The 12,392-nt window shown below is 72.7% G+C and carries 9 protein-coding genes; 1 reads left to right on the forward strand and 8 read right to left on the reverse strand.

What is annotated here, in order from left to right; all coding sequences use genetic code 11:
• Positions 1-6: 6 nt before the first annotated feature.
• The 5 genes from HHX33_RS36980 to HHX33_RS01185 form a co-directional block, all read right to left on the reverse strand.
• A complete protein-coding gene (locus tag HHX33_RS36980) occupies positions 7-2,382 on the reverse strand; it encodes an FUSC family protein (RefSeq protein ID WP_182872921.1) in 2,376 nt (791 codons plus the stop codon).
• A gap of 68 nt (positions 2,383-2,450) precedes the next feature.
• Entirely contained in the window at positions 2,451-2,924 is a 474-nt protein-coding gene (locus tag HHX33_RS01170) for a SixA phosphatase family protein (protein WP_182872922.1), read from the reverse strand.
• 236 nt (positions 2,925-3,160) lie between these two features.
• Complete coding sequence (locus tag HHX33_RS01175; protein WP_182872923.1) at positions 3,161-5,494, reverse strand: sodium-translocating pyrophosphatase; 2,334 nt, start codon at positions 5,492-5,494, stop codon at positions 3,161-3,163.
• A 456-nt stretch (positions 5,495-5,950) separates the two neighbouring features.
• Positions 5,951-6,379 carry an ATP-binding protein gene (locus HHX33_RS01180; protein WP_111700492.1) on the reverse strand — a complete coding sequence of 143 codons (429 nt, stop codon included), beginning with the start codon at positions 6,377-6,379 and terminating at the stop codon, positions 5,951-5,953.
• 19 nt (positions 6,380-6,398) lie between these two features.
• Positions 6,399-6,749: an STAS domain-containing protein gene (locus HHX33_RS01185; RefSeq protein ID WP_030506779.1), complete on the reverse strand. Its 351-nt coding sequence runs from the start codon at positions 6,747-6,749 to the stop codon at positions 6,399-6,401.
• 146 nt (positions 6,750-6,895) lie between these two features.
• Between HHX33_RS01185 and HHX33_RS01190 the strand changes: the two genes are divergently transcribed.
• A complete protein-coding gene (locus tag HHX33_RS01190; protein WP_182872924.1) occupies positions 6,896-9,523 on the forward strand; it encodes a DEAD/DEAH box helicase in 2,628 nt (875 codons plus the stop codon).
• Between the two features lie 22 nt (positions 9,524-9,545).
• Here HHX33_RS01190 and HHX33_RS01195 read toward each other — a convergent pair whose 3' ends face one another.
• From HHX33_RS01195 to HHX33_RS36985, 3 genes are all read right to left on the reverse strand, one after another.
• Positions 9,546-11,159 carry a hypothetical protein gene (locus HHX33_RS01195; RefSeq protein ID WP_182872925.1) on the reverse strand — a complete coding sequence of 538 codons (1,614 nt, stop codon included), beginning with the start codon at positions 11,157-11,159 and terminating at the stop codon, positions 9,546-9,548.
• Between the two features lie 307 nt (positions 11,160-11,466).
• Entirely contained in the window at positions 11,467-11,856 is a 390-nt protein-coding gene (locus tag HHX33_RS01200; RefSeq protein ID WP_182872926.1) for an Rv3654c family TadE-like protein, read from the reverse strand.
• Complete coding sequence (locus tag HHX33_RS36985) at positions 11,853-12,383, reverse strand: TadE family type IV pilus minor pilin (RefSeq protein ID WP_310741159.1); 531 nt, start codon at positions 12,381-12,383, stop codon at positions 11,853-11,855. Before HHX33_RS36985 ends, HHX33_RS01200 begins: the two co-directional genes overlap by 4 nt.
• Positions 12,384-12,392: the final 9 nt, after the last annotated feature.

Below are 12,392 nucleotides of genomic sequence, written 5' to 3' on the forward strand. Positions count from 1 at the left end.
CGTCCCTCACCGTACGGTCACGAAGGCGCCGCCCACCGCGGCGCACAGCCGTACGGCGTCGGCGTCCAGCGAGCGCAGCGCCTGGTCGGCGGCGGCGGTCCGCAGGAGCGCCCGGCGTGACCCGGCGCCCTCCGGCGCCGACTCCAGCTCGGCGAGCCGGCGCTCGGCCTGCCCGCCGACCCACAGGGCGTCGTCGGCCAGCCCGCGGCTCACGCCCGCGCCCGGCTCGTACGGCTCCCCCGCCTGCACAGCCTGCGAGGCGGACTGGAGCTGCCCGGCCACGGCGTCCAGGACGTCGGCGACCGGCCCCGCCCCGAGCGGCTCGTCCCGGAGCAGCGAGAACATCGTCAGCAGGTCGTCGCGGACCCGCTGGGCGGCGTCGAGGGCGCCGCCGACGGCCTCCGGGGCGGTGCCGCCCGGTTCCCGCGCGATGTAGCCGAGCGCGCCCGCGACCATCTCGGCGTCCACCCCGGCCTTTCTGATCCGGGCCTCGGCCCGATCGGCGCCCGTCCTCCCCCGCGCCAGCTGCGCCAGCGCGCGGGCGGCCGCCGCGTGCGAGCCGAGCATCCGGCCCACCCGATCGGCGAGCCGCCGGGTCTCGCCCCGCGGCCACAGCAGCCGCGTGCAGGCGATCGCGATGGCCCCGCCCGCGAGGGTCAGGGCGACCCGCGACTCGGCGATCCGCGCGGTCTGCGGCACCTGGAAGTCGAGCAGCAGCAGCACGCACATCGTCATGAACGTCGCCCAGTAGGCCTGGTGGGTCGGGGCCAGGCCGAACGCCAGCGCGGCCGACACCCCGATCAGCGCCACAAGCGCCCAGTGGCCCGGCGTGAGGTGCAGCACGGCGGCCGAGACCAGCCCGCCGACCGTGCTGCCGCCCACCCGCGCCCACACCCTCGCCCGCGTCTCGCCGTACGTCGGCTGGATGGTGACCAGCACGGCGATCACCAGCCAGTGCGGGAACGCGGGCTTGAAGAGCACGATGACGACCGAGGCGAAGGCCGTGCCGAGGACGACGCGCAGGGCGTGCCGCACCCGGGGGTCGTCGAAGGCGAGCGGCGGGGGCGCCGCGAGCCCGGCGAGGCCGCGCGCGGCGGCGTCCAGCCCAGTGACATCGAGCCGGGTGACGTCGAGCCGGGCGTCGAACCCGGGCGCGCAGAGGCGGCGGGCCTGCGCGGCGGCCCCGTCCAGCGCCGCCTGGATCCGTCCCACGCTGTGGGCGACCTGACGCAGCAGGACGAGCACGACCATCTCCCGCTCCCCGCCGGTGATCCGCTCGCGCAGCCGGTCGACCCGGGCGCCGAAGTCGACCACCGGTTCCCGCAGCGGAGGGCAGTCGGCCAGGTAGGCCCGCAGCGCGCCGGCGAGCGACGCGGTCAGGTCGGCGATACCGGCCTCCTCCATCGCGCGGGGCGCCCGGCGCCGCAGTGTGTCGGACAGGCCGCGCAACGCGACGATCTCGTGGAACACCCGGCGAAGCGCGAGCGCGACCTCGTCCGCCGCCCGCGAGCGTTCGCGGCGCAGCCGCCTGGCCCGGGCGGTGCCGACCTCGGCGAGCGCGTCCGCCGCCGCGCGACGGCGCGCGTCCCACTCGTCCCGGCCCGAGTCCCGGCCCGAGTCCCGGCCCGAGTCCCGGCCCGAGTCCAGGCCCGACTCCGGGCCCGCTTTCCGCACCGCGGCGGGGTCCGCGTCCGAGTGCGCGTCCGGGCCTGTGCTCCGGGCGGCGGCGTCGGCGGCGGGGCCGTTCACCGGGCCTGTCCCTGGCACTGTCCCCGGCGCTGTCCCTAGGCCTGTGCCTGGCGCTGTGCCTGGGCCGGGCACGGCCTCGGCCAGCGCGGCCAGGGCGGCGGTCACCTCGTTCAGCGTCGTGATGACCGGGCGGGTGCGCCGCCACGGCCAGGGCAGCGTGAGCAGGACGGCCGACAGCAGCCCGCCGAGCAGTTGCAGGCCCGTGTGCGGCACGGGGTCGAGCGGCAGCGGGTTCGCGGCCGTCAGCAGCAGCGTGAGCGCCGGTGTGACGCCGATCGGCCGCACCAGCCCGCCGAGCCCGGCCAGGGCCGAGGCGGCGCCGATCATGAGCAGGCTGCTGCCCGACACCAGGACCCCGAGCGCCGTTCCCACGCCGACCGAGACCACCACCCCGAGCAGGTACGGCGTCCGTACGCTCGCGGGGTTCGCGATGGCCCGAGCCGCCACCAGCCACGCGCCGAGCCCGGCCGTCGCGCCGCCGGCCGGATGGCCGGTGAGCAGGCCCACGAGCAACGGGACCACCAGGCAGCAGGCCCCGGTCAGGCCGAAGCCGAGCGCGAGGCGCGGATCCTCCAGCCTCGGCGCCCTGGCGAATGCGATGTTCCGGAGCGGCAGGAGCAGGTCCCTACCCACGATCGGCGGGCGTTATCACCCCGGGACGGGCCGGGGCCGGTTCACGTCAGGGACGGGGGCCGGGCGCGTCAGGGACGGCCGACGCGGATCAGCCGTCCCGTCTCCGGCCCGGCCTCCTCCCACGGCACGCCGATCTCGATCACCGCGTACGCGCAGGTCGGGAAGCCGTCGAGCCGGGTGCCGGTCAGCGCCGTGACCAGTTCGTGGACGCCGGGGTTGTGACCGACGAGCACGAGGGACGCGATCTCGGCGTCCGTACGGCGCAGCACGCCGACGAGGTCGTCGAGATAGGCCTCGTAGATGTCCCGCTCGATCTCGGCCGGGACGCCGGGGGCGAGCAGTTCGGCCGTCCTGCGGGTGCGGACCGACGGCGAGCAGAGGACGAGCGCGGGGGCGAGCCGCTGAATCTCCTCGCCGGCCGCCCGCGCGTCCCGCTCGCCGCGGGGGGTGAGGGGACGTTCGCTGTCGGGGAGACCGGGCGCGTGGCCCGCCTGGGCGTGCCGGACCACGACGAGCGTGCGGACGCTCACGGCTTCGGTCACGGCTTCACTCACGGCATCGCTCACGGCATCGCTCACGGCATCGCCCAGACGGCGAGACCCACGATGAGGGCGAGCATCGCCACCATGGTCAGCAGGATCAGCGCGAGCGTCCTGCCCCCGTTCGGCTTGTCCATAACGGCCCAGTCTACGGACGAAGGTCCCCCGCTTGACCAAGCAGGGGACCTTCGGACGAGCGCGGCATGCGGGCCGTCAGTGCGCGACGGCTCGCGCGGGCGTCAGTGCGCGACGGGCTCGCTCGCGCGGGCGGCCGCGTCGGCCTCTCCCGACGGGGCGATGGCCGTCGCCCGGCGCTTGGAGACGACCACGGCGCCCACGACGACCGCCACCGCGGCGACCGTCGCGACGACGCGCACCGTCACGTTGTCGGCGTACGTGACGACGGCCGGGGCGATCAGCAGCGCGACCAGGTTCATCACCTTGATCAGCGGGTTGATGGCCGGGCCGGCGGTGTCCTTGAAGGGGTCGCCGACGGTGTCGCCGATCACGGTGGCGGCGTGCGCCTCGGAGCCCTTGCCGCCGTGGTGGCCGTCCTCGACCAGCTTCTTGGCGTTGTCCCAGGCGCCGCCGGAGTTGGCCAGGAACACCGCCATGAGCGTGCCGCACGCGATGGCGCCGGCGAGGTAGGCGCCGAGTGGCGCGTACCCCAGCGCGAAGCCGACCGCGATCGGGGTCAGCACGGCCAGCAGGCCGGGCGTCGCCAGCTCGCGCAGCGAGTCACGGGTGCAGATGTCCACCACCCGGCCGTAGTCCGGCTGCTCGGTGCCGTCCATGATCCCCGGCTTGGTGCGGAACTGCTCGCGCACCTCGTAGACGACCCGGCCGGCGGCGCGGCCGACGGCGCTGATCGCGAGGCCGGAGAACAGGAACACCACAGAGGCGCCAATGATGAGGCCGACCAGCACGTTGGGGGCGTCCACCGACAGGCTGAAGTCGGCGAACGAGCCCAGGGCGTTCTTCACGCCCTGCGACGCCTTGGCGAGCTCGCCCTCGACCGCCGTACGGAACGACCCGAACAGCGCGGTCGCCGCGAGCACGGCCGTCGCGATCGCGATGCCCTTGGTGATGGCCTTGGTCGTGTTGCCGACCGCGTCCAGGGAGGTGAGCACGCGGGCGCCCTCGCCCTCGACGTCGCCCGACATCTCGGCGATGCCCTGCGCGTTGTCGGAGACCGGGCCGAAGGTGTCCATGGACACGATCACGCCGACCGTGGTCAGCAGACCGGTGCCGGCGAGGGCCACCGCGAACAGGGCCACGGTCACGTTGCCGAAACCGAGCAGGAAGGCGCCGTAGACCGCGCCGCCGATCAGCAGCGCCGAGTAGACCGCCGACTCAAGGCCGACCGAGATGCCGGACAGGATGACCGTGGCCGGGCCGGTGAGCGAGCTCTCGCCGATCTCCCGGACCGGGCGGCGGTTGGTCTCGGTGAAGTAGCCCGTGAGGATCTGGATGGCGCTGGCCAGGACCAGGCCCACGAGCACGGCGCCGATGGCGATCAGACGCGGGTCGGCGGTGAGCGCGGCGACGTCCGGCGACGCGCCGGACAGGCCGGCGAAGCTCGACGGCAGGTACGCGAACGCCGCCACGGCCACCAGCACGGCCGAGATCGCGGCCGAGATGAAGAAGCCGCGGTTGATGGCGGACATCCCGGAGCGGTCGCCGGCGCGGGGGGCGGTGGTGAAGATGCCGATGACCGCGGTGATCACGCCGATCATGGGGACGATCAGCGGGAAGACCAGGCCCTCGGTGCCGAAGGCGACCCGGCCCAGGATCAGGCTGGCGACCAGGGTGACGGCGTACGACTCGAACAGGTCGGCCGCCATGCCCGCGCAGTCGCCGACGTTGTCGCCGACGTTGTCGGCGATGGTGGCCGCGTTGCGCGGGTCGTCCTCGGGGATGCCCTGCTCGACCTTGCCGACCAGGTCGGCGCCGACGTCGGCCGCCTTGGTGAAGATGCCGCCGCCGACCCGCATGAACATCGCGAGCAGCGCGGCGCCGAAGCCGAAGCCCTCCAGGACGTTCGGCGCGTCGCCCTTGTAGACCAGCACCACGATCGCGGCGCCCAGCAGGCCCAGGCCGACCGTGAACATGCCCGCGACGCCGCCGGTGCGGAAGGCGATCCGCATCGCGACCCGCTCGCCCGACTCCCGGGCGGCGGACGCGACGCGGACGTTTCCGCGTACGGCGAGCCACATGCCGATGAATCCCGTCAGAGCGGAGAACACCGCGCCGACGACGAAGAACACGGATCGGCCGATCCGCTCGCCGGTCGAGCCGGCCGGAAGCAGCAGAAGCAGGAACGGAATGACGACGACGAAAATCGCGAGCGTCCGGAACTGCCGCGTGAGATAGGCCGCGGCGCCCTCCTGTACCGCCCGCGCGATGTTCTGCATCCGCTCGGTGCCCTGCCCGGCGGCGAGCACCTCTCGTACCAGTCCGCCCGCGACGGCCAGAGCGAGCAGCGCCACGACGGCGACGACGATGACAAGGGTGAGATGGGAACCGTTCAAAGCTACCGCTGCGCTTTCGCCAGCGGCGTGATAGGCAGACATCCGTCCTCCTCGGCCAGACGGGGTTTCGGTCCTCCTGCCCGGACGACGCTACGGACGAACCCTCTGGCCGTGCGGCGCACTCCCCGGGCGGTTGGCAAGTGCCGCTTCCGGTTGCATCCGCAATACCTTGGCCGGTGCCGGGAGTCTACGCAGCGACGCCGCGGATATGAAGGCCCTCGTGCCCGGGAATCGGGTCGGCGTCCGATGATGAACGAACATTTGCACCACTATGAAGGTGCTTTGACCAGCGCGGTCAGGATCATGTCCGGCGGCATTCCCCTGGTTACGACACATCCTTGCTCTGAATTTTGGACGGCCAGAACCTCTGCCGACATCTGCCGGCGGACCCATCGGAACGCGGGCATACCAAAAGATCGAGTGTCACGCCGGGGGCGACACTCGATCTGTACGGTGGTCGGCGCGCGGAGCCGGAGAGCCGGAGCCGGAACGCGGGAGTCAGAACGCGGCGACGCCGTTGGCGGAGGCGGGCCAGCTCATGCGGATGCGCATGCCCTTCGGCCCGGGAAGCACCTCGACGTCGTCAGCCAGCCCCGCGATGACCGCGATGCCCAGATTGTCGATCTCGGGCATGAGGCTGCCGTTCGCCTCCAGGACCTGCGGCATCACGTCGTCGCCCGGAGCGGCGTCGGTGACCGTCACCTCGAAACGCCCCGCGTCGTCACGTAACTCGATGCGTACGGGCTCCCCGGGGCAGTGGAGGCGGTGTGCCTCCACGGCCCGCGAGCACGCCTCTCCGACGGCGAGCCGCACCTCGTCCAGGATCGCCTCCGCCACCCCGGTGCGCCTGGCGATGGCCGTGGCGACCAGCCTGGCCGTACGCACATGGGCGGGCAGGGCGGTGAACGTCAGCTCGACGGTGGCCATGGTGCTGGTTCCCCGGCCCTCACTTGTCCCGGCCGTGGGCTTCCTTGGCCTCCTCGACCGAGGCGTAGATCCCGAAGACCTTCGTCAAGCCCGTGATACGGAAGATCTTCAGAATGCGCTCCTGTGTGCAGACGAGCTCCAGGGAACCGTCATGCGCCCGCACGCGCTTGAGACCGCCGACCAGCACGCCAAGGCCCGTCGAGTCGAGGAAGTCCACCTTCTCCATGTTCACGAGCAGGTGGAAGTTGCCCTTGTTGACCAGGTCGATCAGCAGCTCACGCAGTCTGGGCGCGGTGTAGACGTCGATCTCACCCTCGACATCGACGATGGTGAGGTTGTCCTCGGAATGGTGGTCCAACTTCAGATCCACAGATCCTCCAGCGCCTTACTTGCGTAGGTCTCCATACGGGTCCTGCATCCTGGTAGTCCAGAAGCACGACCCCGACGCGCGGCATTCAACCACGCTACGACTCCGTGTCTATACGAAATCACGACTCCGGGCGACTCTCCCCGCAGATGCCAAACTGGAAACCAGTGACTCCGACTTCTTCGTCCTCTGCCCGAACAGGCGACCTTCTCACCCGTCTGCTCGCGGTTCCCGCACGCCGGGGGCGCGTGACCCATGTGGAGCATGTTCCAGCACGTCACGCGGGTGAGGCAAGATGGCCCGACTGGGCCCCCGATCTCCTGGTCGCACGACTGAGCCTCCAGGGGGTCGAAGGGCTGTGGGAACATCAGCTTCACGCCGCCGAGCTGGTTAAACGTGGCCAAAACGTGATCATTGCCACAGGGACCGCCTCCGGAAAATCACTGGCGTACGTCGTCCCGGCCGTCACGGAGATCTTCTCCGGCGGCACCGTGCTGTACCTCACCCCCACCAAGGCGCTCGCCGCCGACCAGTTGCGAGCGTTGCGGAGGTTACGGCTGACCCAGGTGCGCGCCGCGACGTACGACGGGGACACCCCGCCGGAGGAACGCCGGTGGGTCCGGCAGAACGCCAACTACGTGCTGACCAACCCCGACATGCTGCACCGGTCGATCCTGCCGAGGCACGCGTCCTGGTCGTCCTTCTGGCGGCGGCTGCGCCTGGTGGTCGTGGACGAGTGCCACGGCTACCGGGGGGTCTTCGGCTCGCACGTCGCCCAGATCCTGCGCCGGCTGCGCCGGGTCTCGGCCAAGTACGGAGCGTCCCCGGTGTTCCTGCTGGCGTCGGCCACCGCGAGCGACCCCGCCGCCGCGGGAATGCGCCTGACCGGCCTTGAGATGGCCGAGGTGACCACGGACGCGTCGCCGAGGGGTTCCACCACCTTCGCCCTGTGGGAGCCGCCTCTGACCGATCTACGCGGGGAGAGCGGCGCCCCGGTCCGCCGTACGGCCACGGCCGAGGCCGCCGACCTCCTGGCCGACCTCGTGATCGAGGACGTCCGCACGCTCGCCTTCGTCCGCTCCCGCCGCGCCGCCGAAGCCGTGGCCCTGTCCGCGCGGCACACCCTGGAGGAGGTCGAGGCGCTCGTCGAGGACGATCCGCCGTACGGGGAGGACCACCCCTGGGCGTCCCCGCTGCCGGACGAACCGGGCGAATCGGCGGAGGCGGCCGAGGCGGTGACGACCCCTGCGACCACCCGGAGAGTACGGCTGGCGGACCGGGTGGCGGCCTACCGGGCGGGCTACCTCGCCGACGACCGCCGAGTGCTGGAGAAGGCCCTGCGGTCGGGGGAGCTGACCGGCCTGGCGACCACCAACGCACTCGAACTCGGCGTCGACGTGTCGGGGCTGGACGCGGTCCTCATCGCGGGATGGCCGGGGACGCGCGCCTCACTCTGGCAGCAGGCGGGCCGGGCCGGGCGCGACGGGCAGGACGCGCTGGCGGTCCTGATCGCCCGGGACGATCCCCTGGACACCTACATCGTCCACCATCCGGAGGCGGTGTTCGGGCGCCCGGTGGAGGCCATCGTCCTCGATCCGGACAATCCGTACGTGCTGGCTCCGCACCTGTGCGCCGCCGCCGCGGAGATCCCGCTCGGCGAGCAGGACCTGGAGATCTTCGGCCCCTCGGCGCGGGACGCGCTGGACGACCTCGTGAACCAGGGGCTGCTCCGCAGAAGGCCCGCCGGCTGGTTCTGGACGAGCCGGGACAACGCGGCCGACCTCGCGGACATCCGGGGCTCGGGCGGCGCCCCGGTCCAGGTCGTGGAGGCGTCGACGGGCCGCCTGCTGGGCACGGTCGACGAGCCGTCGTCGCACACGATGGTCCACCCGGGCGCCGTCTACCTGCACCAGAGCGAGACGTTCGTGGTCGATCTGCTCGACCTCGACGCCGGGGTCGCCCTGGTCACCGCCGCGGAACCGGACTACGCGACCTTCGCGCGGGACGTCACCGACATCCGGGTGATCGAGTCACTGCGTTCGAGGGACCTCGGCCCGGGCACCCTGCACTTCGGGTCCGTGGAGGTCACCCGGCAGGTGGTCTCGTACCTGAAGCGCCGCACCCAGACCGGGGAGGTGCTCGGCGAGGAGCCCCTCGACCTCCCGCCCCGCACGCTGTGCACCCGCGCGGTCTGGTGGACGCTGCCCGACCCCGCCCTCGCCGGCCTGCGCGGGGAAGGCCGCCCCGCGAATGCCGGAGAAGCGGAGCGTACGGCGGACGCCGGGTCGCGGTCCGCAGGACGCACGAAGGATCTCGGGTTGCGGTCCGCGGATTCCGGGTCGCGGTCCGCGGGGCGATTGGCGGATTCCGGGTCGCGGTCCGCGGGGCGCTTGGCGGACGCCGACGGCCCTGCCGCCGGGCACGCGGTGGACCTCGGCGGGGCGGCGCACGCGGCCGAGCACGCCGCCATCGGTCTCCTTCCCCTCTTCGCGACCTGCGACCGCTGGGACATCGGCGGCGTGTCCACGGAGCTCCACCCCGACACCGGCCTGCTCACGGTCTTCGTCTACGACGGCCATGACGGAGGCGCGGGATTCGCCGAGCGGGGGTACGCCCGGGCGTCCGACTGGCTGACGGCGACGCGGGAGGCGATCGCCTCCTGCGAGTGCGATCGGGGCTGCCCGTCCTGTATCCAGTCCCCGAAGTGCGGCAACGGCAACGAACCACTCGACAAGGCAGGGGCCATCCGCCTTCTCGACGTCCTCCTGGGCCCCTGACGTCCACGGCCCAGGGTGGCGGTCAGAAGTCGCGGTGGCGACCGGAGTAGGGATCGTCGTCCTCGTCGGTCCACACGTCGGGCTCGGGCTGGCGCAGCGGCCGATCCGGAAACTGACCGCCGGCCATCGCGCCCGCCGCCACCGACCCGGCCGGTACCGTCGCGGCCGGAACCAGCGGGACCTGCTCTACCGGCACGCGTGCCGGGGCGGCGCGCCCGTCACCCGGCTCACGCTGCTCCCGCTCCGTCTCCGTCCCCCGCCCCGGCTGCGTCCCCTGCCCCGGCTTCGGCTCCGGCTCCGTGTCGGTCGGGGACACGGCGGGGCCATGGCCGGGCAGCGTGATCTCGCCGCTCGTGTCGGGCGCGTGGGCCGCGTCCGGGCCGGACCGGGTGTCGGCCTCCGCTTCCGGTTGACCTCCGCGGCTCTTCGGCGTCGCCAGGATCACGGCGGGGCGACGGGTGGGTGCGTTCCCCCGGCTCTTCGCGGTGGCAACGCTGCCGGCCGTCGCGGCACCGCCGGCGTCAGCGGCGTCCCCAGCCCCGGCGCTCGATCTGCCGATGATGGGCTTCGGCCGGACGGCGGCGGGTTCTCCGTCTCCCGTGGTGTCGCCGGTCACGCCCTTGCGCCGCAGCCACGCCCCGAGATTGGCGCCGATGAGCAGCAGGACGACGGCGATCGCCACGTACACGCCGAAGTTGAGGCCGCCGAGCGGCAGAAAGGACGACTGGGCGGTCGTCTTGGGCGCCTCGGTCTGCTCCGGCACCAGGACCGGCTCGGTCTGGTCGCTTCCGCCGTTCGCCTCCGGCAGTGTGAGCTCCCCGTCCTTCGGCAGCTTGGGCTCGGGGTTCGGCACCGTGGTGGGAAGGTGGGTCTTCGGAGTCTTCGCGGCAGGTGACGTGACCGCCGACTGATCGGGCCTCTTCGACGGCGACGGCGTGGCAGAGGGGGTCCGGGAGGCCTTCGGCGCCGGAACCGTCACATAGACGGGGGCGGAGGGGGAAGAGGCGATGGTGCCGCCGACGCCGTCCGCGCGCACCGCGCGCACGCTGACGTCCACCTTCTGCCCGGCCGTCCTGGCCGGGAGCGTGAGGCTCGCCCGGCAGGTGGAGCCGGGGCAAGCTGAGTCGACGGTCACGGAGCCGGACTTCCCGGCCTTCGCCGAGGTGATCTCGTACTTCTGGAGGTCGGGCTCGCTGCCCTTCGCCCAGCTGACAAGGACGGTCGTGGCGTTCTTCAGTTGCGCTCCGACGCCGGAGGGAGCCTCGGGCGGACGGCTGAGGACGAAGGTCGAGGTGGCATAGGTCTTGTGCGTGACCTCGCCGAGAAGGGTCACCGTGAAGGTGCCGTTGGGGGCGTCACCCGGGTCGAACGATCCGCTGATCGTCTGGTTCGCTCCCCCGGACGCGATCTCCTGCCGGGACACGGAAGGGCCCTCGACGAACAGGGACATCTTCACCTGGTACCAGTCCGTCTTGGCGGACACGGCCACCGGGCCGGGCGCCTTGACGACCTGCCCGTTCGAAGGAGACAGGATCTCGCCGTCCGCCGCTGCCGGGGAGGCGCCCGCCAGCAGCGCGGACACCACCGCGATCGGAACGATCAACGCCGCGGTACCAAGCCTGGGAACCCCGGTCACGACGCATCCCTTCGTGGAGAACCGTCCACCCCTGCCTCGGCCGGCCGAAGGCGTGGGGCGACTGAGAGTACGGGGCACTTTATGCCAGCCGCCCCCTCTTGGACGTTATGTCTAAGAAGATGTGATTCTATTGCGACACAAGTAGTTTCATATCGCGGAAGATCTGAAAAGCGCCGCGTGCCGTCCGTCAAGTAAGCCGCTGGTCGACGGCCTCGATTCGCGTGGCCGTGCCGACTACGCCTCGCCGAGTGCCACCACGGTCGTGGGCGGCGACTTGTCCGCCCGCTCACTGACACCCGCTCCCGCCTCATGCCGTCGCACCGGCCGGGCCGGCCGTCGCGGACGCGACAGCCGTCGCCGCGCCGAGGAGCGGCACCTCGAACCGTACGGACACCGCGACCTCCGCGACGCTCTCCGAGATGGCGCAGGACCGCAGGGACGCATGGTTGGCCACCGCGATGGCCTGTGCCCGGCCACACGCCTCCCCCGGAGCCGCGAGGGTCCAGCGGGCGGCGCCGAGCGCGGCGAGGTCCGCCGCGCTCTGCGCCCGGTGCCGCGCGACCCGCGCGAGGCCCACCTGGACGACGACCATCGCCGCCAGCCAGACGACGGCCATCAAGGTCATCGACCAGATGGTCGCCGAGCCCCGCTCCCGGGCAGGACGCACCACGTCCGCACCGGCGGGCGCGCCCCTCATCGGCGTTCCTGCGTTCCGGCGTCGTCCAGGTGGGGCGAGGAGCGGCCGCCACCATGCGCTTCGCCCGGGCCGGCGTCCCGCTCCCGTCTCGTCAGCGCTCCGGACGTCCTGGGCGCAGGCCTTGGCGATCCGGGCGGAGTCGACGGCATGGACCGGGTGGGCCCGAGTGTCGCGGAGCTGAGGGCCCCGGGCGGGGGCGGGAGGACACCGGGCTCGGTGTCGGAGACGGCGCTCGCCCTGAGGCGAACCGGGCGCAGGAACGACCTCCACAGCGGCCGGACGGTCGCGGTCACCTCGACCCGGACGGTGCCCGCTCCCGCGGCGACGGACACGGTGGCGTCCGCCGGAGCCAGTCGCAGGACCACCGCACGCACCTGTTCCGGCGCCTCGCCCCGGGCAGCGGCCCGGGCGCCCGCCCGGGCCGCGTCCACACATCGCAGTTGGGCGTCCGTGGCCGCCACCGCCCACAGGGAGGCGGTCAGGACCAGAACCAGTGCCGGAAGCGCGACAGCGGTTTCCGCCGTCACCGAACCCCG

It is taken from the genome of Microbispora sp. H10670, from assembly GCF_014161385.1.
Taxonomy (GTDB): Bacteria; Actinomycetota; Actinomycetes; order Streptosporangiales; family Streptosporangiaceae; genus Microbispora; species Microbispora triticiradicis.

Coding starts and splice junctions, on each gene's coding strand:
- HHX33_RS01175 (WP_182872923.1), bottom strand. CDS start 5,494: ATGTCTGCCTATCACGCCGCTGGCGAAAGCGCAGCGGTAGCTTTGAAC.
- HHX33_RS01190 (WP_182872924.1), top strand. CDS start 6,896: ATGCCAAACTGGAAACCAGTGACTCCGACTTCTTCGTCCTCTGCCCGA.
- HHX33_RS01180 (WP_111700492.1), bottom strand. CDS start 6,379: ATGGCCACCGTCGAGCTGACGTTCACCGCCCTGCCCGCCCATGTGCGT.
- HHX33_RS01200 (WP_182872926.1), bottom strand. CDS start 11,856: ATGAGGGGCGCGCCCGCCGGTGCGGACGTGGTGCGTCCTGCCCGGGAG.